Annotated in this window: 29 protein-coding genes; 16 read left to right on the top strand and 13 right to left on the bottom strand. The window is 49.6% G+C overall.

All coding sequences use genetic code 11. The annotated features are described in order from the left end of the window. Nucleotides 1-51 precede the first annotated feature (51 nt). From KCG43_RS09755 to KCG43_RS09710, 10 genes are all read left to right on the top strand, one after another. Entirely contained in the window at nt 52-261 is a 210-nt protein-coding gene (locus KCG43_RS09755; RefSeq protein ID WP_218384551.1) for a hypothetical protein, read from the top strand. 30 nt (nt 262-291) lie between these two features. Continuing rightward, nucleotides 292-537 carry a hypothetical protein gene (locus KCG43_RS09750; RefSeq protein ID WP_218384548.1) on the top strand — a complete coding sequence of 82 codons (246 nt, stop codon included), beginning with the start codon at nt 292-294 and terminating at the stop codon, nt 535-537. Nucleotides 538-758: 221 nt separating this feature from the next. After that, a complete protein-coding gene (locus tag KCG43_RS09745; protein ID WP_218384546.1) occupies nt 759-1,091 on the top strand; it encodes a hypothetical protein in 333 nt (110 codons plus the stop codon). A gap of 15 nt (nt 1,092-1,106) precedes the next feature. Continuing rightward, nucleotides 1,107-1,439 carry a hypothetical protein gene (locus KCG43_RS09740; protein ID WP_218384544.1) on the top strand — a complete coding sequence of 111 codons (333 nt, stop codon included), beginning with the start codon at nt 1,107-1,109 and terminating at the stop codon, nt 1,437-1,439. Nucleotides 1,440-1,450: 11 nt separating this feature from the next. Beyond that, nucleotides 1,451-1,780 carry a hypothetical protein gene (locus KCG43_RS09735; protein WP_218384542.1) on the top strand — a complete coding sequence of 110 codons (330 nt, stop codon included), beginning with the start codon at nt 1,451-1,453 and terminating at the stop codon, nt 1,778-1,780. Further along, on the top strand, nt 1,781-2,110 hold the full coding sequence (locus tag KCG43_RS09730; RefSeq protein WP_218384540.1) for a hypothetical protein: 330 nt from the start codon (nt 1,781-1,783) through the stop codon (nt 2,108-2,110). A gap of 34 nt (nt 2,111-2,144) precedes the next feature. Further along, nucleotides 2,145-2,495 (top strand): hypothetical protein, encoded by a 351-nt coding sequence (locus KCG43_RS09725; RefSeq protein ID WP_255557916.1) that lies wholly within the window; start codon nt 2,145-2,147, stop codon nt 2,493-2,495. Between the two features lie 83 nt (nt 2,496-2,578). Then, the gene (locus KCG43_RS09720) at nt 2,579-2,902 is read left to right on the top strand and encodes a hypothetical protein (RefSeq protein WP_218384538.1); all 324 of its coding nucleotides are present in this window, start codon (nt 2,579-2,581) and stop codon (nt 2,900-2,902) included. 369 nt (nt 2,903-3,271) lie between these two features. Next, nucleotides 3,272-3,610: a hypothetical protein gene (locus KCG43_RS09715; protein ID WP_218384536.1), complete on the top strand. Its 339-nt coding sequence runs from the start codon at nt 3,272-3,274 to the stop codon at nt 3,608-3,610. Then, nucleotides 3,610-3,951: a hypothetical protein gene (locus KCG43_RS09710; RefSeq protein ID WP_225445192.1), complete on the top strand. Its 342-nt coding sequence runs from the start codon at nt 3,610-3,612 to the stop codon at nt 3,949-3,951. The genes KCG43_RS09715 and KCG43_RS09710 overlap by 1 nt, the downstream gene beginning before the upstream one ends. A 46-nt stretch (nt 3,952-3,997) precedes the next feature. Here KCG43_RS09710 and KCG43_RS09705 read toward each other — a convergent pair whose 3' ends face one another. From KCG43_RS09705 to KCG43_RS09675, 7 genes are all read right to left on the bottom strand, one after another. Next, nucleotides 3,998-4,327, bottom strand: coding sequence for a hypothetical protein (locus KCG43_RS09705; protein ID WP_218384534.1), 330 nt, complete (start codon nt 4,325-4,327; stop codon nt 3,998-4,000). Between the two features lie 32 nt (nt 4,328-4,359). Beyond that, nucleotides 4,360-4,662 (bottom strand): hypothetical protein, encoded by a 303-nt coding sequence (locus KCG43_RS09700; RefSeq protein WP_218384532.1) that lies wholly within the window; start codon nt 4,660-4,662, stop codon nt 4,360-4,362. A 17-nt stretch (nt 4,663-4,679) separates the two neighbouring features. Continuing rightward, entirely contained in the window at nt 4,680-5,033 is a 354-nt protein-coding gene (locus KCG43_RS09695) for a hypothetical protein (protein ID WP_218384530.1), read from the bottom strand. A 207-nt stretch (nt 5,034-5,240) separates the two neighbouring features. Continuing rightward, nucleotides 5,241-5,621 (bottom strand): NirD/YgiW/YdeI family stress tolerance protein, encoded by a 381-nt coding sequence (locus KCG43_RS09690; RefSeq protein WP_255557915.1) that lies wholly within the window; start codon nt 5,619-5,621, stop codon nt 5,241-5,243. Between the two features lie 173 nt (nt 5,622-5,794). Beyond that, complete coding sequence (locus KCG43_RS09685; protein WP_218384528.1) at nt 5,795-6,367, bottom strand: TetR/AcrR family transcriptional regulator; 573 nt, start codon at nt 6,365-6,367, stop codon at nt 5,795-5,797. A 55-nt stretch (nt 6,368-6,422) separates the two neighbouring features. Then, a complete protein-coding gene (locus KCG43_RS09680) occupies nt 6,423-7,865 on the bottom strand; it encodes a coniferyl aldehyde dehydrogenase (protein WP_218384526.1) in 1,443 nt (480 codons plus the stop codon). 184 nt (nt 7,866-8,049) lie between these two features. Then, nucleotides 8,050-8,679: a tRNA-uridine aminocarboxypropyltransferase gene (locus KCG43_RS09675; RefSeq protein WP_255557914.1), complete on the bottom strand. Its 630-nt coding sequence runs from the start codon at nt 8,677-8,679 to the stop codon at nt 8,050-8,052. Between the two features lie 77 nt (nt 8,680-8,756). Here KCG43_RS09675 and KCG43_RS09670 point away from each other — a divergent pair, with 77 nt between their 5' ends. Continuing rightward, nucleotides 8,757-9,215, top strand: a complete 459-nt coding sequence (locus KCG43_RS09670) for an EVE domain-containing protein (RefSeq protein WP_218384524.1) — start codon at nt 8,757-8,759, stop codon at nt 9,213-9,215. Between the two features lie 119 nt (nt 9,216-9,334). Here KCG43_RS09670 and KCG43_RS09665 read toward each other — a convergent pair whose 3' ends face one another. Continuing rightward, nucleotides 9,335-10,132, bottom strand: a complete 798-nt coding sequence (locus KCG43_RS09665; RefSeq protein ID WP_192016043.1) for a Cof-type HAD-IIB family hydrolase — start codon at nt 10,130-10,132, stop codon at nt 9,335-9,337. A 141-nt stretch (nt 10,133-10,273) separates the two neighbouring features. After that, entirely contained in the window at nt 10,274-11,338 is a 1,065-nt protein-coding gene (locus KCG43_RS09660; RefSeq protein ID WP_370630679.1) for an alpha/beta fold hydrolase, read from the bottom strand. 148 nt (nt 11,339-11,486) lie between these two features. Between KCG43_RS09660 and KCG43_RS09655 the strand changes: the two genes are divergently transcribed. Next, nucleotides 11,487-12,707: an EAL and HDOD domain-containing protein gene (locus KCG43_RS09655; protein WP_192016108.1), complete on the top strand. Its 1,221-nt coding sequence runs from the start codon at nt 11,487-11,489 to the stop codon at nt 12,705-12,707. Nucleotides 12,708-12,785: 78 nt separating this feature from the next. Here KCG43_RS09655 and KCG43_RS09650 read toward each other — a convergent pair whose 3' ends face one another. Continuing rightward, nucleotides 12,786-14,381, bottom strand: a complete 1,596-nt coding sequence (locus KCG43_RS09650; protein ID WP_192016042.1) for an AbgT family transporter — start codon at nt 14,379-14,381, stop codon at nt 12,786-12,788. 476 nt (nt 14,382-14,857) lie between these two features. Here KCG43_RS09650 and KCG43_RS09645 point away from each other — a divergent pair, with 476 nt between their 5' ends. Further along, on the top strand, nt 14,858-15,862 hold the full coding sequence (locus KCG43_RS09645; RefSeq protein WP_218384522.1) for an acyltransferase: 1,005 nt from the start codon (nt 14,858-14,860) through the stop codon (nt 15,860-15,862). 31 nt (nt 15,863-15,893) lie between these two features. Here the strand turns inward: KCG43_RS09645 and KCG43_RS09640 are convergent, their stop codons facing one another. Beyond that, the gene (locus KCG43_RS09640) at nt 15,894-16,223 is read right to left on the bottom strand and encodes a DUF2500 domain-containing protein (protein WP_218384520.1); all 330 of its coding nucleotides are present in this window, start codon (nt 16,221-16,223) and stop codon (nt 15,894-15,896) included. A 156-nt stretch (nt 16,224-16,379) separates the two neighbouring features. Here KCG43_RS09640 and KCG43_RS09635 point away from each other — a divergent pair, with 156 nt between their 5' ends. From KCG43_RS09635 to KCG43_RS09625, 3 genes are all read left to right on the top strand, one after another. After that, entirely contained in the window at nt 16,380-16,745 is a 366-nt protein-coding gene (locus KCG43_RS09635) for a DUF4145 domain-containing protein (protein WP_192016107.1), read from the top strand. Between the two features lie 969 nt (nt 16,746-17,714). Beyond that, nucleotides 17,715-18,341 carry a lysoplasmalogenase gene (locus KCG43_RS09630; RefSeq protein WP_192016039.1) on the top strand — a complete coding sequence of 209 codons (627 nt, stop codon included), beginning with the start codon at nt 17,715-17,717 and terminating at the stop codon, nt 18,339-18,341. A 22-nt stretch (nt 18,342-18,363) separates the two neighbouring features. Then, nucleotides 18,364-18,687, top strand: a complete 324-nt coding sequence (locus KCG43_RS09625; protein ID WP_218384518.1) for a DUF2007 domain-containing protein — start codon at nt 18,364-18,366, stop codon at nt 18,685-18,687. A gap of 50 nt (nt 18,688-18,737) precedes the next feature. Here KCG43_RS09625 and KCG43_RS09620 read toward each other — a convergent pair whose 3' ends face one another. Both KCG43_RS09620 and rsmD read right to left on the bottom strand, forming a co-directional pair. Continuing rightward, nucleotides 18,738-19,004 carry a DUF1145 domain-containing protein gene (locus KCG43_RS09620; RefSeq protein ID WP_027250511.1) on the bottom strand — a complete coding sequence of 89 codons (267 nt, stop codon included), beginning with the start codon at nt 19,002-19,004 and terminating at the stop codon, nt 18,738-18,740. After that, complete coding sequence (gene rsmD, locus KCG43_RS09615) at nt 19,001-19,606, bottom strand: 16S rRNA (guanine(966)-N(2))-methyltransferase RsmD (RefSeq protein WP_192016037.1); 606 nt, start codon at nt 19,604-19,606, stop codon at nt 19,001-19,003. Before rsmD ends, KCG43_RS09620 begins: the two co-directional genes overlap by 4 nt. Nucleotides 19,607-19,657: the final 51 nt, after the last annotated feature.

Here is a 19,657-nt window from a genome sequence, read left to right as displayed (position 1 = left end):
TTGCTCAATAATTGTTCGGGTGATTCGAGAGAATTTATTAGTGAGCAAAAAGTGAGCATACGTGCTCTCACCCTGGGCGGTAAGCCAAGCGAACCTGTTGTGAAGATTTCATATAAAGACGGAAAAGAGTTCGATATGACAAGAACTCGTGTGAAGGAAACGGAAGTCAATCTTTATAAGCCAGATCGTACAAGACCCAAATGGTTTGATGATGCTTTGGATAAAAAGGTATTAAAAGAGCACCGACCCAAGAAGAAATAGATTGGTTTGATAGTATTGATTGGTGAGATTATGATTGATTCAAAAACAGGTGAGAGAATCGTTGTATTAATTAACGATGAGTCAGGCCAATATATTAGAGTGTCAACATGGAACGATGCTGATGAATTGGAAGATTTATTGTCTGGACAATATGATGTTCTCTATGAGATGAAAACTCCGGAAGAATTTAAAGCTGATGGAGGAAAAGAGTTTTACTTTGGTTATGCTGCTGATCCCGATAAGCTTCAAAAAATTCTTGATGATATTAATTTGTAGTTATCAAAGATGAAAAATACAGGGAAGCTTCAAGAAAGTTACAGCGACAATTGTCTTAGATAGAGGCAATCAGCATTTTGCTGAAATGTATTCTTCATTGCTATCTGCTTATCATGCAGGAACTAAAGTGGGTGGCTGGGTTAATGGTTGTGATAACTTACATAAAGCTCCGGTTTTAAGCAGATTAGATTTAATGCCAAAGTGATAATATGGGTTTTATTATGAGATTATTTGTAATTCTTACGTTGTTTTTTGCTTCATCAACATGGGCTGCATGTAATAACATCGCCTGCTACGGTGTAGGTAAAGATGTGTTAACACGCACCTATCTGGCATCCAGTGGTAATATCTACATTGGTGCTCCTGTTGGTAAAGAAAACCTGAAGTGTGATCTTTATTCAGGTGAGTATATGACTCTGAAAATGAATCATTTGTTATACAGAGAGATTTATTCTACGATTCTGACGGGTATTGCAGCACAAAAGCGGTTGCAAATTCGAATTGTGGAAAACTCACCTGAGTGTGAAGTTTCCTATGTGACGATGACCCCTTGATATTGGCTGGAAATAATGCGCAATTTTTTATTTTTGTTAATGGTTTTTAGTCCGACAGTACTGGCGGAGTGTAACCCAACGGGGTGTATAGGTATTGGAAAAGAGGCGCTGTTATCTGTTTATCCTAATCATACCGGGCACATTTACTTACAAGCACCGGCAGGGAAAGAGAAGCTGAATTGTAAACTGGTCGAAGGCCAATTTATGGTTTTAAAAAACACTCACCCTGTGTTTGATGCCATGTACTCGACAGTTCTGACTGCGCTTTCTACTCAAAAGCAATTAACAGTCCGGATTGTTGAAAATTCGGAAGACTGTGAAGTCAGTTATGTCCGAATGTTTATGTAAAGGCGCATAACATGAAAATAAATCAAATGTATAAGCTGACTTTCCTGTGTTTATCTTTGTTTTGGTCAGCTAATTCTACAGCGACAGATGCGATTTATTGTCCCTATACCAAAGTGCTTGAGCTTCAGGTTCAGCCTGAAAATGTGTTGGTGCATTTAGAAGGGCAGGGGTGGAAACAGCTGGGCACTTACCTGGAACCGGCTTTAGATAGCCGAGTCTCTATCGTACTTGCGGCGCATGCGTCGGGTAAACAAGTCATGCTGGCTTTTCCATTGAGCAGTGGCATTGAATGTGAAAAAACCAATTATGGTGTTTCTCCGTATAAAGTAAGGATTCGATAAATGACCAGGTTTCTTAAATCTGCAGGCTTGCTATTGTTTCTGTTTTCAACCCCATTTTCGATAGCCGCAGAACATTACGTGTCAGGTAAAATTACTAACATTACCGCTATCGAAGGCGCATTGTTAGTGAACGTAGAAAATGGAATGATTCCTGAAAACTGTGCTGGCACGTCTAATAACTGGATGAAAATAAAACAGGAAAACACCACTATGATCTCTGTTGTTCTGGCACAGTGGGCTGCCAATAACCGAGCCGCAACTGTGTATACCTCTGGTATTGAAACAGGTGGTAAATACTGTTTAGTCATTCAGGTTGACCCGGCTGGTTAATAGTAATTAGCTAAAGAAATAATGAATTTTGGAGATGATGATGAGGCAACTCTTTGTCTTTTTAATGGTGTTTGTATCTATAAAGACTTATGCCGTAGATATGAATTTCGTCGGTTCAAGTGTTTCAACCATAAAAACCATTCATTCTTATTCAGAGTTTGGTGGTGGGGATGTTTACTTAAAGCTTGCAGAACCAGAGACCACATCTTGCCCAAGTGGATATTGGTTAAGAAAAACGGATCCTGGCTTTGATGCCAATTTGTCGATGGCAATTGCAGCATTTCACGCGAAATCGCGTGTGGTGGTGTATGGATTACCTGATGAAATGTGGCCGGGTTCACCAACAGGTAAGTATTGTCATCTTTATGCGATCCAGTACCAATAGGATATTGGTTAAATTAAATGTTCAGCGGTGATCTTTAGTTGGCTTCAGCGTATTGAATGTTAAAAGTAAAAGTGTTGATTAAGATGAAAAAATTAATTTTAAGTTTCATTGTAATGATTGCATTACCATTCTCAGTGTTTGCAGAGCAAGGTGATCCTGAATTTAACCAGCCATTTACTATTACCCAGGTATTCTCCGAAGGCACGACGACGGCAGGGTTTTATACTGCGGAAGCTTTAACTGGGTGTAAGTGGAATATTATGTATCTGGACCTTTCTACAGAATCGGGCAAAGCCATGTTCTCTCAGGTCCTGGCAGCTAAGAGCGCTGGCTTCAAGGTGGTCAGGGTTTATTATAAGAAAAATGACAGTGAAACCTGTATGGCAACAGGCTTACATATCCGATAGGGACATATGATGAGAAAACACATTTTTATACTGATAGCAGTCTGTTTGTCATCGAATGCTTTTTCATCAGAGTATTGGATTGATACAACAGGGAAAGTATTGAACATTGCCACGTATGCGACTACGGAAACCATTTTGGTCTACTTGGATAACAATGGTAAGGACGTCGCTGAATGTTCTGATAAGCGAGCGTTTGCGATCAGTAATACCTTATCCAGTGAAGGAAGAGCAAGAATGTATTCGATGCTATTAGCGGCAAAAACTGCTGGTACTTCAATTACGGTTTCCTATACCAATGTGGGTAGTTGTGAAGCGTGGGACGGTAATAACAGTGTGTACCGCAGAATCATGAGGCTGAGGTAAGAACGAATGTTAAAAAAGATGGTAGCAGTTTTATCTCTGGTGTTTTCGACAACCGCGTTGGCAGAATTTAGCTGCGAAGTTGAAGTCAATCGCGTGTTGGTTTATGCAAATGGCAGTGTGAATGTCCTGCATTCCGGTCGAAATGAGTACACCTATATTTGTAATTTGAACACAGCAAGACAAGGTGTGGGTATCACCACCTGTGCGATGTGGACCAGCATGTTACAAAACATTCAAAAATCGTACGCCAAAGCGATATTTTACTACCCAGGCTCGGGCGACTGCAGCACATTAGCTACTTATGGTAGTGCGCCTGTACCTGTTTATATAGGATCAATTAAGTAATGAAAAACTCCAGTGCGATGAAGCTGTTCATTTCCGTATTTTTGCTCATTTCTTCTTCATTTGTCTTTGCTGGCTCGGTGACTGGCACGGTATCGCGTATCATCGTCAGGGATGATGGTCTGCATTATGTTTACATTAATGGTGAGATACTTAATCGTGCAGAGTGTGCAAAGGACTATAAGTACTGGATGATAAAAGACGAAAACAGCACATACGGAAAGTCGCAGTACAGCCTGTTATTGGCAGCGAAAGCCAGCGGAAAAGCCGTTTATATTGAAGGTGCTGGTACCTGTATGCGCTGGGGTGATGGTGAAGACATCAAGTATGTCTCCTTTAATTAACCGGCCTGCAAAATCAGCCCGTGAATATTACTCACGGGCTTGATCTTTAGTTAAGGTATATATCTTTTATTTTAAACCAAGGACCTTCGCAGCCTTCAATTGTGATAGTGACAGAGAGGTTGGCGGTTTTAGCTGCCAGAATGGCAGATTTGATGGTGTTATCAGCCATACGGAGCCCGGCCCAGCCATTGTTTTCCGGGCATTGATTATCTGAGGTCGCCCTTGGAAAACCGCCTTTTAGTTGGGCTGCAACTGCGCCTTCGGCACTGACAAAGATCCTGCTTATCACGCCACTATCTTGAGAGTAGCTTGCTGCTTGCAGGTGAAAACTCAGCAGTGGCAAGAGTAAGAGGAGAAATGTCGATAATTTTTTCATTAGAATATAACTCTGACTTTCATATGAAATCTTTATTTGAGGTATACACCAACAATGTTACCTTGTCCCTGAGGTGTACAGTCCTCAAAGCGAATAATTACGGGTTTATTGGAGGCTTGTGCCGTCAATAAAATAGAGACGATCGCATCATATTTAGGATGGTTAGGTGTTAAATAATATCTGGTACCTGAACACCCATGAGTAACCAGATCAACAAATGTATTACCATTCATGTCATACACATGAAGGTTTTTGGGGATACCGGTAGGGGTGTGAATAGGGTCTGCAAATGAACAAAAAGAATAGAACAGTAAAAGTGGGGTTATCTTTTTCATAAAATAGCCTTAAGTCGTTATTTTCTTAGTTGAACGCTTCTTAATTGGCAGTAATTATCGCTAGAACCCTTCCAAAATCTATCTGCATCATTCCAGACCTGAAATCGAACAGTTTGTTTTGCTACGTATGCTGCCATAGCCATGGAAAGTAGCCGGTCTGCATAATCAGAATCTTTAATATATACACCACCGGGGCATTCAGTAAGACCTGTCGGCATAGTAATTAAAGTATCACCGTCTAATGAAGGGACGACTTCGGCAACTCCCCAACTATATATTCCTGTTATTAAGCCTGTGTTGGTTACCACAATTTCAGCTTGAGATAAACTCGGGAAAATAAAAATCGTTAATGTCAGCAATAATTTTTTCAATGTATTTTTCTCTGATTTTTAAAAAAATAATAATATCATCTTTTATTTCTTAGTGAATGAAAATATTAGCTTCATGATCTAAAGCTTGTCTTGATCGGGTTAAACGATCTGAATATAAGGTTATAAATAGAAAATTATTGATGAGTTAATAAAGCAAAGAAACAACAAAGCCCCGCATCGCGGGGCTTTGTTGTTTAGGCTTATCCTTCACTGCCCAATCTGCACGCTGTTGACATCCACTGTGGTGCCGTTGAGGTCTTTGTCGACTTCGCCCATCAGGATTACCTGGGTTTCCGGGCCGATTTGTTTATCGCCCCACAGGTGGTTGTCGATTTCGACGATCATTTCGCCTGTGCTGTCTTTGAAGCGGTAGTCTTCATCGCCGAGTGAGGCGACGATATGGCCGGTCAGGGTGACGCGCGCGTCGTCTTTGGCCTGCATAGCCTGGGCGACGGTTGAGTTGGCACCCTGGGTTTCATTGGGTCCTGTATAACCTCCCTGAGCGGCGGTCGCGGTCAGGGGCAGGGCCAGAGTGGCGAATAAGAAGATCACTTTTTTCATGACTGGGTTCTCCGTTATCGGGCTCATGGGAGCAGCGACTGTTTTCAGTATGACAGCTGAGCAACGATTTGCCGCTGTCATCGTGCTGTCTATGTCGCCAGAATAACGAAGAGAACGTGAAGCAAGCGTGAAATTCCCGTCAGGAATATATGAAAACTAGCGATAAAGAAGATTTTTTTATCGCCAATAGTGGTTCGCTATCAGGCTTGCCGGGCCATGCCGTACCACAGCATATCAAAAGCCGCCTGACGTGAGGCGGGATCGGCTGCCAGTGCCGGTTGCTCGGCAAACAGGCTGACGGTGGATAAAAACAGGCTGTGGCAGGTGTTCAGCATCAGAGGTTGCGGCCAGTCTGCCAGTTCCCCTTGCTGCTGTCCCTGCTCTATCAATTGCGGCAGGAAAGGCAGGGCCTGACTGAGCATGGCATGCTGCTGGCTGAGCAGGTACTGCGGGTCGTTGGCCATCTGGCGCAGGAACTGAAATTGCTGGGGATGGGTAAGCCCCCAGCTGATGGCGGCTTGCCAGATATGCTGCAATTGCGCCTGCACGCTCAGGCTGGTGTCCGGTGGTGTCAGGGCCGTTGCCATGTCTGCTTTTATGCTCAGATACAGGGTTTCGACCAGCACCTGCTTACTGGCAAAGTGATGGAACAACGTGCCATTGGCCACTCCGGCTTCTTTGGCGATCTTGGCAGTGGCAGTGGCCTGAATACCCTGCTGGGTAAAGAGGTTGAGGGCGGCATCTAATAATTGTTGTTTCTTATTCTGGTTCATAGCTCGCTGTCAGTGGAGAAACTGGCTCATCGGGGTGAGCCAGCATAATACAGGTTTAGCGTAAGAAGAAAGCCATCATCAGCTTTTGCACTGTGGCCCGCCAGCCGGTGAAAGGCGGTACGGCCAGTTTGGCGGTATTGATGCGGCCTTTGGTCAGCACGGTTTTGGCTTTGGAGAAGGTAAGAAAGCCTTCCTTGCCGTGATAATGCCCCATGCCAGACGGGCCGATACCGCCGAATGGCGCATCGTCGGCCGCGACATGGAAGACCGAATCATTGATGGCCATGCCACCGGCGTGAACATAAGATTTTACGCGCTCTTGCAGGGCTTTGTCCTGCGTCATCAGGTATAAGGCCAGCGGGCGGGGACGCCGCTGGATGTACTGGATGGCCTCGTCGATGTTGCTGTAGGTGATCACCGGCAGCAAGGGGCCGAAGATCTCTTCTTGCATCAGGGTCAGGCTGTCGCTCGGGTTCACCAGTAAATGCGGCACCATACGGTGCGCACCGGGGTCGATGGCATCCGGGTGGACGGTTTCAATCCAGGTGTTGTTCCGGACAGCTTCTGCCAGCCACTGGCTCAGACGGTCGAACTGGCGCTGGTTGACGACTGAGGTGAAATCCTGGCTGTGCACGCCTTGCGGATACATTTGCGTAAATTGTTTCTTGAACTCGGCAATGAACGCATCTTCTTTGCCTTCCGGCACTAAAATGTAATCCGGTGCCACGCAGATCTGACCCGCATTCAGGCACTTGCCGAAAATCATCCGCTCAACCGCCTGCGGCATATCGGCATCCGGGGCGATCAGAGTTGGCGATTTACCGCCCAGTTCCAGCGTAACCGGGGTGAGGTTATCCGCCGCAGCGCGCATGACATGGCGGCCGACGGCGGTGGAGCCGGTAAACAACAGGTGATCAAACGGCAGTGCCGTAAACGCCGCCGCAATGTCGGCTTCCCCTTCAATGACGGCGACCTCAGTGTCAGCAAAGATATCTGCCAGCAGGGCGGTAATGAGCTGGTTGGTTTGCGGGGTGAATTCACTCAGCTTAATCATGGCACGGTTGCCAGCCGCCAGCGCAGGGATCAGCGGGCCGATGCTCAGCATGACAGGGAAGTTCCAGGGCACCACGATACCGACCACACCGACCGGCTGGTAAATGACTTCCACTTTGGCCGGCATCAATAGCAAGCCGGCGTGACGCCGCGATGGCCGCATCCATTTTTTCAGTCGTTTAATGGTGTAGTTGATCTGCTGGACACAGGGCAGGATGTCGCTCAGCAGGGTATCCTGGTGACTGCGGTGGCCAAAGTCGGCAGACAGTGCTTCACACAGCGCGTCTTTGTGAGCAAGCAATGCGGCTTTCAGCTGTTTGAGTCGGGCAATCCGGCTGGCATAGTCCGGCATGGTCTGCGTCAGGTACTCATTGCGCTGGGTGTGGAACAGTCGCTGCATAGTGAAAATCTGCTGGCTGTCTTGGCTCGCAGTGGCAAAGGTCATCCCTATCTCCTGTTTTGACAGAGTGAACCGCGTACACGCGGTTGAGTATCAGAGAATGCCAGCCGATTTATCCATATACCGACTGACTAGTCGGTTTTAATATAGGGCGGCTCAGCGCTGCGTGCAAGAAATCGGCAAATTTAAATACCGTTCTGTGAGGTGCAGCCCGTGAGGCGCAGCGCGATTATGGCTCAGGCCGACGACGCGGATGCCCGCTTTTTTCCGCCGGGAAGGCCGCCATAAAGGCGTCGAAATACTGCAGTAACGCCTTGGCATCGCTGTGCTCTCCCAGCAACTCCAGCAGGGCAATGCCTGTTTCGCAGGTGCACAGATTACCCGTTTGCTGATTGCGGCGCAGCGAGTAACAGGAGTCGCGATCCAGACTCAGACTGAGCCGGGGCAGCTTAGCCAGCCACGGGCTTTTGCGCATCATCTTGCGTGCTTCCTGCCAGGTGGCATCAAGCAGAATGAATAAAGGGGTCTTGCCTGTCTCGCGTGCAAAGGGTACCGCGGGATGGGCGTCGTCGGCGGGAAACAGCAGCCAGGGCTGGATCTTGTCATCGGCTATCAGCGTCAGCAGCGCCTCGGGCGGCTCGGTACGAGACCAAAGCAGGCGCTGGCAATGCGGCAACGTTCTGGCCATCAGCGCCCCGGTATTGGTGTCTTTGCCAAATTCCTTGCTGTGAGTCAGCAGCACGAAGATCGCCTGAGAGCGCAGGCGCACCTCGGCATGGCAGATACAATTATGAACAAAGCCGCAATTCGGGCAGGGTGTTACCGTTTGTGGAGCAGGTTCGGCGCTCATGGTTGCCATCGCTTATGGTATTCTTGAGTCTGTGACCTCAGATGTTACTGCTCTGGTACCACAAAATCACGACAACAGGATGCGATATGGCTTATTGGTTATTCAAAACGGAACCGGATACTTTCTCTATTGATACTCTCAAGCAGATGAATGTGGCTTGCTGGGAAGGCGTTCGTAACTATCAGGCGCGCAACATGATGCGTGATGACGTCAAAGTGGGTGACCAGGTCTTTATCTATCACTCTTCGTGCAAAGACATTGGGGTGGTGGGGGTTGCCAAAGTGGTGCGCGAGGCCTATCCCGATCATTTTCAGTTTGATCCCGACAGCCCGTATTTCGACCCGAAATCCGATCCCGCCAATCCGCGCTGGGTGATGGTGGACATCGAATATGTGCGCCATCTGCGCCTGGTAACGCTGAAAAGCATCAAAGCCAATGATGCGCTGCATGAAATGCCGCTGGTGCAGCGCGGTAACCGCCTCAGTATCATGCCGGTTACGGAACAGCAGTGGCAGGAAGTGCTGCGCATGACAGGACAGTTTTAACGCACTTGTAATGGTTTATTGTTTGAATATTCCCTCCCCTTGGCAAGGGGAGGGATAGTACTGAGTTTGCTGAAGCGTTGAGTATTCCCTCCCCTTGAATAGGACTAGGGAAAAGTGGCTTACAGCAGATGCTCGGCCAGATAATGCGCCACGGCTTCGTCGGCGCATGAACCAATCACGCCGTTGTCAGGCAGGGCGGCCATCACTTTGTGGTGAGCTGTACCCATCACCAGACCTTTGCCGGCCATGCTCAGCATTTCCACATCATTCATGCCGTCACCGAAGGCGATACAGTCTGTCAGCGCATAGCCTTTCGCTTCGGCAACCGCTGCCAGGGCGTGGCCTTTCGACACCCCGACATCCATCACTTCCAGACACCAGGGCGTGGAAAAGGCGATGCTGGCACGCTCGCCAAACACGGCGCGGAACTTGTCCTCCAGCACAACCAGTTTGTCGTGGTCTTTATCATCACGAGTAAAGAAAACCTTCGCTACGCCATCCAGCGGCGGGTTGTTTACGTCAAACAGTTTGTATGTAAAGGTTTCGTGGAAATCACGCAGATACGCATCTTCGATGTTGAGCAGCCAGTCATCATGCCGGTAGATATGAATACGTAAGTCCGGCTCGTCTTTGGTGAGCTCCATCAATCCCAGAATTACCTCAGGCTGCACGTCCTGCTGGAACAGCACTTCGCCCTGACAAGTGTGCACCCGGGCACCGTTAGAGGTGATCATGAAAGCCGGAATGCCCAGTTGCTCGCGCATTTCGGCCACATCGATATGGTGGCGGCCGGTTGCGAAGACGAAATCTTTGCCTTGCTGGTGCAGCTGCTGGAGCACCTCTTTGGTGAAAGGGGCGATTTTATGATCGGGTGTCAGCAGAGTACCGTCGAGATCAGAAGCAACAATTTTATACATGGCACGTCTCTTTCTTTGATGGCTGCACCGCTTCGGGCCAGCCGGGTGATTGACATACACAGGCAGTGTAAACCAGATTAGATCAAGAAAAGAGGCTAATCTGCGACTCTGGTTTTTTCCGCTATTCCTGTCAGTATGGGTTCAGCTTGGTTGACCGCTGGCCACCAGCGGGGTGGCGACAGTCGCTGGCTGGCTGAACCGGGTGAAGTGTTCCAGCACAGCTGTGACCGCCTGTACCCGCTGCGAATCCTGTTCGAACAGCACTTCATGGCGGGCGCCCTTGATCACCTTCACCTGACACTGGCCGCCGGCCTGTTTGATCTGCTGGTAAAACAGGTTCTGCGCCCGGTTATCGACTATGGTGTCCTGTTCATTTTGCAGCAGCAGTACCGGGCAGCGGATCTGACCGGCCAGTACCACCGATTGGCGGGCGGCGCTCAATGCCTGCCAGACCCATCGGGAGCTGGGCCCGCCCAGTTTGAGTGCCGGCTGGTCTTCATACAGCTTGCGGAACCACTCGTAACGGCACTGGCTCTGGCATAAGGGGCTATCGGCAAAGGGCTTGGGATAATAAGGGGTCTGGCCTGGCGCATAGCCGGGCTGACGCTGGAGCTGCTCGGCCACTCTGGCCAGCGGCGAGGCAATAGGCTTCATCCAGTGGCTGACTTTGATGCCGTGCATCGGGGCGCTCAGCACGGCGGCCGCAATATCATCCGGGTACTGGGCCAGATAGAGGCTGGTCACTGTGCCGCCCATCGAGTGACCGAGCATAAAGAGCTGCTGGTAACCGGCCGGTTTGACTATGGTATCCACAAAGGTATGGAGATCACTGACGTAATCGGCAAATTCTTCCACATGGCCGAGCTGGCTGTCTGGGGTCAAGCGGCCGGAGCAGCCCTGGCCGCGGTGGTCCAGGGCAAAAACATCGTAGCCCTGACGGGTCAGCTCCCAGCAGAGCTCCTGATATTTATGGAAGGTTTCGACCCTGCCATTCACCAGCACTATAGCTCTGTCAGTACTGAAACCGGTCAGGCTCATCCAGGCAATGGGCACGCCTCCGACACCGTCGAACTGGCTTTGCCGGCGCTGAGCCCAGCACTCGGCCACCGGCCCTGCCATGGTGGCCGCGAAATCGGATTCCATGCTGATCGCCCCGGCAGGGAGGGAAAAGGAAAAACCTTGAGTCATGGGAAGCTTGTCCAACATTTGTCAGCTCTTTGTGGCGATATAAAGGAATTAGTAATATGTTCCAGTATAACGTAAAGTGTTGATGGTTTTGGATACGGCATCAAATCTGATGCCATTCTATTATTGTTATTGTCTTCCACCGGACAGGATCATTAATTTCCCCAATATGTACGCCTACGTTGCTCGTCAACCTATCTTGAACCGCCAGCAGAGAACCGTTGGTTATGAATTGCTGTTTCGTGATGGGGAGCAGAATGCCTTTCCGGACATCGAAGCCAACACGGCAACCAGCCGTTTACTGGTGGAAAACTACATGGCTGTCGGTGACGATCTTGCCACCGCAAGCCAGCGTACCTTTATCAATTTCCCCTATGACAGCCTGGTGAGATTGCTACCGTTGTTGCTGCCGCGGCACAAGGTGGTGATAGAAGTGCTGGAAACCTGCACCCCGGATGATGAGCTGTTTGCGGCGATACGTCATCTGAATAAACAGGGTTATACCATAGCGCTGGACGACTTTGATCTGCAACCGGCCTGGCAGCGCTTCATGCCCTATGTGCATGTGATTAAGCTTGATTTCATCAAACTGGGTTGTCAGCGCGCCTGTGCTTTTGTGGCCCAGCATGAAAATCGCCGCCTGAAATTCCTGGCCGAAAAAGTAGAAAGCCGGGAAGAGTTTGAAGCCGCCCGGGCTGCCGGTTTTCATCTGTTTCAGGGCTATTATTTCAGCAAACCTGAGCTGCTGAAAAACCGTCAGGTGACGCCTGAAACCCTGACCACCCTGAGACTGCTGCGTGAAATCAGTCGCACTCCGGTCGATTTTCCCCGTGTCGAGCGCATTATTGCCAGCGACGTTTCCCTGTCTTATCTTTTGCTGCGTTATGTCAATTCCGCCGCCCACCGAACCTTGACGCCAATCGGTAACTTTAAGCAGGCGCTGGTGTATCTGGGTGAAGAGAAAATTAAGCTGTTTGTCTCAGTGGTGGCCGCGGCTCATGCTTCTATCCGCAAACCGCGCGAGCTGTATATTCTGTCGCTGCAGCGGGCGCGCATGTGCGAAGAGCTGGCGAGGGGAAGCGGTATTGCCCTGAACAGTGATCAGGCGTTTCTGGCGGGGATGTTTTCGCTGCTCGATGCCTTGCTTGATAAGCCGCTGCCTAAACTGCTGGAGCTGTTACCTCTGTCTGAGGAAGTCCACCGCGCCTTATTGCTGCGGCAGGGGCCGCTGGGCGATATTCTGAATTTGCTGGATGCCTACGACAATGCCGACTGGGAAAGTACCGCCCGGTATTGCCAGCGGCTGGGAATGAATGAAGCTCAGGTGGCGAATGTGTATCACCAGACGCTGCGCTGGCTGGCCAGCTATCAGATCCCGTATCAGAAATAAGCTGTGTATCCCGTTGGGGAAAAGAGGAAAAACAAAACCGGGCGTTTGCCCGGTTTGTCGTTTCAGGGGGAAGCAGAATTAGCCGCCAATGTTGTAATAGGTCGCGGCGCCCGGACCAACCGGGATACCCAGTACAAACACCCAGACATAGAACATCAGGCTCCAGCCGACCACGAAGACCATGGAATATGGCAGCATAGTGGCAATCAGGGTGCCCAGTCCCAGATTTTTCTGGTAACGGGTCGCCACCGCCAGAATCATACCGAAGTAGCTCATCATAGGGGTGATGATATTGGTGACTGAGTCGCCGATACGGTACGCCGCCTGAATGGTTTCCGGCGCATAGCCGACCAGCATCAGCATAGGCACGAAGATAGGGGCGGTAACTGCCCACTGTGCCGAGGCTGAACCTATCATCAGGTTGATGAAGCCACACATCAGGATAAAGGCGAAGAACAGCATTGGCCCGGTCAGGCCGATGGATTGCAGCATGTCTGCACCCGCCACGGCAAAGACCTGACCAAAGTTAGTCCACTTGAAGAATGCCACGAACTGGGCGGCAAAGAACACCAGTACGATATACATACCCATTGACGACATAGAAGCCGACATCGCACTGATCACGTCGCGATCTGTCTTCATGGTGCCAACGACTTTACCGTACGCAAAGCCAGGGATGGCGAAGAACACAAAGATGAAAGCCACAATGCCTTTCAGGAAAGGCGAGCCTGCCACCAGGCCGGTATCAGGATGACGCAGGATACCGTTTTCCGGCACTATGGTCAGCGCCAGCAGAACAGATACCGCCAGTGCAGCCAGTCCCGCCACTTTCAGACCTTTCTTTTCCAGATCCGTCAGCTTGCCCATTTTGTCTTTGCCCAGATCGTCGCTGGCTTCCTCGACATTGTAAGTGCCCAGTTTTGGCTCAACAATTTTCTCGGTCACGAAGGCACCCATGATGGTGATCGCGAACGTTGAAGCAAACATGAAGTACCAGTTCACTTCCGGGCCAACCTGGTAGGTCGGGTCAATCATTTGCGCTGCCGTCTGGGTAATCCCGGACAGCAGGGGATCAACAGTGCCCAGCAGCAGGTTAGCGCTGTAGCCGCCGGAGACACCGGCAAAAGCCGCGGCCAGACCCGCCAGAGGGTGACGACCCAGCGAGTGGAACAGCATGGCGGCCAGTGGGATCAGCACCACATAACCCAGCTCTGAAGCCGTATTGGAAATGATACCGGCAAACACCACAACCAGAGTTACCATACGGCGGGAAGCGCCCATGACCAGGCCACGCATTGCAGCAGAAAGTAAGCCAGAATATTCTGCAATCGCGACACCCAGCATGGCCACCAGCACAGTACCCAGCGGGGCAAAGCCTGTGAAGTTTTTCACCAGATTCGCCACGATCATTTGCAGACCTTCGGCGTTCATCAGGCTGATAACGTGGATCATGCCGTCAGCGGCACGCCCTGGGGCGCCTTCCGGGCGCGGGTCTGGCACTGAAACGCCAAAGTAGCCGGCAATGCCGGAAGCAATCAGTATTGCCAGGCTGAACAGGGCGAAAAGGGTGATTGGGTGCGGCAGCAGGTTGCCCAGCCACTCAACCGTATCCAGAAAACGCGTAAAGAGCGTTTTTTTGGTATTCAACTGTTTTTGTGAAGCACTCGAATGCATCACGACCTCCATTCTTACGTCATGTACCCGTCAATGGGCATCTAATCGGTGCGGGAGGTTACGCTATTGTTAACGCCATAAACAAGATAAAAATGTGTCTAAATGTTTCTGTTGTGTATTTTATGACTGCATATTGACGTTCAGATTAGTTTTTTGTGTTTATTTTTGTGTTGCCAGTGGACCATTTTACTTTTTTATATGCTTTCTGTTGATTATTTGTGCGAGTGGCTCAGAGAATAAAGGGCTCAGTTTTGCTTGGCCTGCTTGCTATGATGGCCACAAAAATGTGATTAATATCTCGTTTTGGTGTGAATTTAATAAAACATCATTCAAATTATCAATTTGATAACATACTGATAAGCGTCTGCCTTTAGTTTGCTTAGATTGTACGCCAGTGAGGTATGCACAAATTCTGATCAGGCCGCTCATGGCGCTTTAGTATCGAAAGAGGGGCTGTAACAAGTGAAGGAGATCCCATGCGGGAAAAAATAGTCTTTGTCGACTTACTGCGCTGTGTTGCTGCCACCGCTGTGGTTGTGATTCATGTGTTAGGGCCTTACCGTGAACTGCTCGGGCAGATCCCGGACCATGCCTGGATAACTGCGGTGAGTTATAACAGCTTCAGCCGCTGGGCTGTGCCTGTCTTTATCATGATCAGTGGCGCGCTCATGCTGACAGACACCCGGCCGTTTGAGTTTGGCTATTATGTCCGGCGGCGGCTGGGCAAGGTATTGCTCCCTTTTCTGGTGTGGTCGGTGTTTTATGCGTTTTTTTCAGGCCTGACCTTAGATGGCTATCAGAGCAGTACCGCGATGGCGACACTGGCTAACATGCCGGAACACGAAACCTATTATCACCTGGGCTTCTTCTACTATTTTCTGCCTTTGTATCTGGTGATGCCGTTTTTGCAGGCGTGGGTGAAGCGGGCTGATCCGACAGCAGTGAAAGGGGTGACGCTGGTGTGGATGCTGCTGACGGCTTTGTTTTTGTTTTATATCGATGGCCCCTGGAGCCACCAGTTGGTGCTGTACAGTGGGTACTTGCTGCTGGGCTATTGCCTTTATCGCTATTCCTGGCCGACACTGGGCTGGTTACTGCCTTTGGGGATAGCGGCATTGCTGCTGACAGATTATATGGTACTCAGCCGCAGCTTTGCAGCGGGTGAATACACTGTTGGCCGCTGGCTGTCTTACAAAACCCTGAATACTGTGCTCATCGCCGCGATGGTTTTTGTGGTGTGCCGTTATATTGCCGATCGCCTCAGTGAAGGTATGCTTGCCAAACTGGCCTTTGTGAGTCGCTATAGTCTGGGTATTTACTTGCTGCACCCGATTTTTCTGTGGCCGGTCAGAGCGTTTGATTGGTACTTTATTCATCCTGTTGTGATGATCCCGTTCTGGACTCTGGTGGCCGGCGGGCTTGCTTTGCTGGCGAGCTGGCTGCTTAGCCGTCACCGGTTGACGGCCTGGCTGGTGCCCTGATGTATTGTCTTACAGACGATGGCGACATTTGTCAGCGCTTCAGTGCAAAGTGCATAAATCGTCGCCCCCGGTAGGTCAGGGTACCTGAGTCACCGGCATTCAGGGCGTGGAAATAGTGCGGCCCTATCTGGAAATCACGTTTGGGGCCGCCTGTTACCGGCTGGACATAAAGCCAATATTCCTCACTGTCGCCGCCTGGTGGAGTATTGTCGACAGCGACACTCTGTTTATCGAGTATCAGCACCTCTATTGTTTTTTCTATCGCTGCGTTGCCCGACAGATGACGGCGGTAGATGTGAACGAATGAGGCGACAGCAACAACAAGTAACACCAGAAGAATCAGAAAAGGGGTAACGGGCATAGCAGGCTCCTTAGGTAACTGCCCGCTATTATGCTTGAGTGTATATCGGATTGTCTGTGACAGAATGCGGTTATGGTGAGATCGCCGCCGGTAGATTTGCAACTGGCTGATCTCCCTGTAAGGTTAAAGAAGAAGCAGGTAGCAGGAGAGATGTGGGTGTCAGAGATTGAATTAGTGGTGAGCCGGAGCCGGCGACTCGAGCATTTGCTGCGGCACCATTATCATGCGGAAGGAAAAGGGCTGCATCAGTTAATTACCAGTTGTGAAGAGCGTTTGCCTCACGAGATCATCCCCACCTTGCGTTATGTGGCCACCATACGCAATAAAGTGGTGCATGAGGAAGGATTTAGCCTGGATGACAGTCGTGGCTTTCGCCGGGCCTGTCAGGAGTGCGAAAAAGAGCTGACGCCCCGCAGCGCGCGCAGGGTGTGGGCGGTTGCCGTATTGTTAGTGTTAGGCATGACCGCCTTGGCGCTGTGGTTTTACTCTAACAATTGGCACCATATAAAGCTGGATCCGTAACGGATGGCGCATGATAGCGACAAAATAAAAAAGGTGCCTCAGGCACCTTTTTTATTGGTTAATTTTATCTTTTGCTTAATAAAGCACAGGCAGCAACATGAGACCGGCGACGACGGCGATCATGACAAGCCCTTGTTTTTGAGAGGGTGATAACATAGTTATAGGCTCCTGTTATGTTGCTGGAAAATTGGTGTAAGAAAAGAATAGCACTTTTTTTGTCGCTCGATCAAAGGAAGAGTGTGATATTTAGCAATAAATTTACTTTTAGTTGTCATGAAATCCCTTTGTTGATGACATTTGGCTGATGAAAATGGTGAGGTCAAAAAACAATCTGATTGGGTTGTTAAGTTTTAATTTTATTTTAAGTATTTGATTATTTTGTTGTTTTAATATCTTCGTGTTTTTGTTTTTATCCGTGTTTAAGTTCTGCTTATGGTTTTGTGCTCTGGCGGTATCTGGCGTTAGCTATCATTGTTTTTCGTGATAAAACTAAAGAAAACCGGTTAAGGTATACAGCCGGGTTAGGTTTTTGCATACAATTTTCGTTATTTATCGACATTCAACGCTCTGTAACTGTGTAGATGTTAGGTAAAATAACTTAAGGAAGCTCTGAGCTGATTGTGGAGCTGGGTTTTGTTTTATTTGTTTGTTTTTATTCATTTTTATGTTTTATTTTGAACGGGGTTTCTATCTGTTTTCGTTTCTTGATGGCTAAACTAAAGCGGTATTTATCGCATTAGTATGAGCCTGACGCTTTTGACAGCGGAACTGCACTGTTTTTGTGACCAGTCTGGGAGATGCAGCCATAGCATTGAACGAAAAGGAATAAAAGTGGCGGTAAAGGAATAAGTTATATGAAAGTGTGATGGATCACAGAGGTGAGAATTGACCGGGTTTCTGGCCTATCTGAGCTAGACAAACGGCGTTTGCTTTTTACACTGTCACAGCTTTGATAACTCGGGTGAACGTATGTGGGTCTGGTTAGCCGTCTCTTTTTCTGCTTTGTTACATATCAATGCCGCTTATCGCGGTCCACAGTGGCAGTTTTATTTGTTTAAGCCGCTGACGATTTTCTTGCTGCTGGCAACAATCCTGCAGTTTGGCCAGGGTGATGGATACCAGCAATGGATTATTGCCGGTCTGCTGTGTTCCGTCGCCGGGGACATTTTCCTTATGTTGCCCAAAGACAAGTTTGTGCCGGGCCTGACCAGTTTTCTGCTGGCGCACATAGTGTATTCACTGGCCTTCTGGAATGAATTGTCTGGCCCGATAGTGTGGTGGCTGCCTGCCTTGCTGATGGGGGCCGGGATTATCGTTTATCTGTTGTTGCTGCCGTCTCTGGGCCGGTTGGCTCTGCCAGTTGGTGTATATATAGGGGTGATTTTGCAAATGACCTGGGCAGCGGGTGAGTACTGGCTAACCACCCGAACAGGTGCCGGCCTTGCCGCTTTTGCCGGGGCGATGGTTTTTCTGGTATCAGATACTTTGCTGGCCCTGGACCGGTTCAGAGGCAATTTCAGAGCTGCGACAGGCAGTATCATGACCACCTATTATCTTGCCCAGTCGCTCTTAGTGGTCAGTGTGCTGCTACGCTGATGATAAAGAGAAGAGATTGGTAATGGCAGCTAGCTGGCAACAGATCTACCGGGCGGGCAACAGCCTTGAAGCGCATACCCTGAAAGGATTGCTGGAACATGCCGGTTTGGCGGTGCGTCTGACCGGGGAGAATCTCGGTGCGGCTGCCGGTGAATTACCGGCTGATGTGGTACAGGTGACACTCTGGGTATCGGAACAGGATGCGGTAAAGGCACGCCAGTTACTTGCCGGGTACGAGACGGGCAATCAGCGGCGCTGGCGATGTGTGTCCTGCGGCGAAGAGAACGAAGGTCAGTTTGACTGGTGCTGGCAATGTGGCACCGATAAACCTGAGACTGACTGCTGAAGAGCAGGATAAACGAAGGGCACCAGCCGGGCACCCTTGCCGTTAGCTTTTTACACCATGTGCTTGCGGCGAATATCCAGCAAAGCAAAGATGCCGAAAATCAGTATCGACCATTTTTCCCAGCGACTCAGAGACAGTTTGTCACCAAACGCACCGAGGAAAATCAGCATTTGCAGGCCGTGCATCGCCAGCAGAAACGCCGTCATGATATACAGTGCGATTGCCGCCACACCCGGGAAAGGGTGGAACAGGTTCAGCAAAAGTACCGCCCAGACAAATCCGATCGCCACTTTCGCCAGTAAAATCAGCGCTTTCATATTTCCTCTCTTTGATACAGGCGGTAGCAAACTTGTCCCGCCGATTTTTCTTTGATGAGCTGCCAGTGTTCGGGCGTATCAGGCAGTCCCAGTTCTTTTTCTGCTTCCAGATAAATCAGGGCTTGCGGGGTCAGCCAGCCATTGGCTTCCAGCAGGCGAATCACCTCCGGCAGCATGTCGCGCCGAAAAGGCGGATCAATAAACACCAGATCAAAAGCCGACCCCGGTTTATTGAGAAAAGACAGGCTGTCGGTCTGATGCAGCTCAGCTTTATCTGTCTCTAAGGTGTCCAGATTACGCTTCAGCTGACTGGCGGCTTTCGTGTCTAGCTCCAGCAGTGTCAGGTGCTCCGCACCACGCGATAAGGCTTCAAGACCAAGGCTGCCGCTGCCGGCAAAGAGATCCAGACATCGTGAGCCGTGGATATCCGGGGCAAGCCAGTTAAAAACGGTTTCTTTGACACGGTCGGTTGTCGGGCGTAACCCGGCAACATCGTGGACCGGCAGTTTACGTCCTCGCCAGCGGCCACTGATGATACGTACAAAGCCTGCCTGGCTGGGCGGGTTAGCTTTGTGTCCGGAATGCGTCTTACGTCTAGTCATACATTTCTTCGACCGTAGAGAAAGTGGTAGTATACATGGGCCTGATTATCT

The organism is Photobacterium sp. WH24 (genome assembly GCF_019204055.1).
Taxonomy (GTDB): domain Bacteria; phylum Pseudomonadota; class Gammaproteobacteria; order Enterobacterales; family Vibrionaceae; genus Photobacterium; species Photobacterium arenosum.
Note: the sequence above shows the minus strand (reverse complement) of the source record. Positions and strands in the feature narration are given on the sequence as shown.

Coding starts and splice junctions, on each gene's coding strand:
- KCG43_RS09625 (WP_218384518.1), top strand. CDS start 18,364: ATGGCAGCTAGCTGGCAACAGATCTACCGGGCGGGCAACAGCCTTGAA.
- rsmD (WP_192016037.1), bottom strand. CDS start 19,606: ATGACTAGACGTAAGACGCATTCCGGACACAAAGCTAACCCGCCCAGC.
- KCG43_RS09710 (WP_225445192.1), top strand. CDS start 3,610: ATGAAAAACTCCAGTGCGATGAAGCTGTTCATTTCCGTATTTTTGCTC.
- KCG43_RS09700 (WP_218384532.1), bottom strand. CDS start 4,662: ATGAAAAAGATAACCCCACTTTTACTGTTCTATTCTTTTTGTTCATTT.
- KCG43_RS09665 (WP_192016043.1), bottom strand. CDS start 10,132: ATGTATAAAATTGTTGCTTCTGATCTCGACGGTACTCTGCTGACACCC.
- KCG43_RS09670 (WP_218384524.1), top strand. CDS start 8,757: ATGGCTTATTGGTTATTCAAAACGGAACCGGATACTTTCTCTATTGAT.
- KCG43_RS09640 (WP_218384520.1), bottom strand. CDS start 16,223: ATGCCCGTTACCCCTTTTCTGATTCTTCTGGTGTTACTTGTTGTTGCT.
- KCG43_RS09745 (WP_218384546.1), top strand. CDS start 759: ATGAGATTATTTGTAATTCTTACGTTGTTTTTTGCTTCATCAACATGG.
- KCG43_RS09660 (WP_370630679.1), bottom strand. CDS start 11,338: ATGTTGGACAAGCTTCCCATGACTCAAGGTTTTTCCTTTTCCCTCCCT.
- KCG43_RS09650 (WP_192016042.1), bottom strand. CDS start 14,381: ATGCATTCGAGTGCTTCACAAAAACAGTTGAATACCAAAAAAACGCTC.
- KCG43_RS09740 (WP_218384544.1), top strand. CDS start 1,107: ATGCGCAATTTTTTATTTTTGTTAATGGTTTTTAGTCCGACAGTACTG.
- KCG43_RS09675 (WP_255557914.1), bottom strand. CDS start 8,679: ATGGCAACCATGAGCGCCGAACCTGCTCCACAAACGGTAACACCCTGC.
- KCG43_RS09620 (WP_027250511.1), bottom strand. CDS start 19,004: ATGAAAGCGCTGATTTTACTGGCGAAAGTGGCGATCGGATTTGTCTGG.
- KCG43_RS09680 (WP_218384526.1), bottom strand. CDS start 7,865: ATGACCTTTGCCACTGCGAGCCAAGACAGCCAGCAGATTTTCACTATG.
- KCG43_RS09685 (WP_218384528.1), bottom strand. CDS start 6,367: ATGAACCAGAATAAGAAACAACAATTATTAGATGCCGCCCTCAACCTC.
- KCG43_RS09725 (WP_255557916.1), top strand. CDS start 2,145: ATGATGATGAGGCAACTCTTTGTCTTTTTAATGGTGTTTGTATCTATA.
- KCG43_RS09655 (WP_192016108.1), top strand. CDS start 11,487: ATGTACGCCTACGTTGCTCGTCAACCTATCTTGAACCGCCAGCAGAGA.
- KCG43_RS09645 (WP_218384522.1), top strand. CDS start 14,858: ATGCGGGAAAAAATAGTCTTTGTCGACTTACTGCGCTGTGTTGCTGCC.
- KCG43_RS09705 (WP_218384534.1), bottom strand. CDS start 4,327: ATGAAAAAATTATCGACATTTCTCCTCTTACTCTTGCCACTGCTGAGT.
- KCG43_RS09735 (WP_218384542.1), top strand. CDS start 1,451: ATGAAAATAAATCAAATGTATAAGCTGACTTTCCTGTGTTTATCTTTG.
- KCG43_RS09630 (WP_192016039.1), top strand. CDS start 17,715: ATGTGGGTCTGGTTAGCCGTCTCTTTTTCTGCTTTGTTACATATCAAT.
- KCG43_RS09750 (WP_218384548.1), top strand. CDS start 292: ATGATTGATTCAAAAACAGGTGAGAGAATCGTTGTATTAATTAACGAT.
- KCG43_RS09720 (WP_218384538.1), top strand. CDS start 2,579: ATGAAAAAATTAATTTTAAGTTTCATTGTAATGATTGCATTACCATTC.
- KCG43_RS09730 (WP_218384540.1), top strand. CDS start 1,781: ATGACCAGGTTTCTTAAATCTGCAGGCTTGCTATTGTTTCTGTTTTCA.
- KCG43_RS09715 (WP_218384536.1), top strand. CDS start 3,272: ATGTTAAAAAAGATGGTAGCAGTTTTATCTCTGGTGTTTTCGACAACC.
- KCG43_RS09690 (WP_255557915.1), bottom strand. CDS start 5,621: ATGAGCCCGATAACGGAGAACCCAGTCATGAAAAAAGTGATCTTCTTA.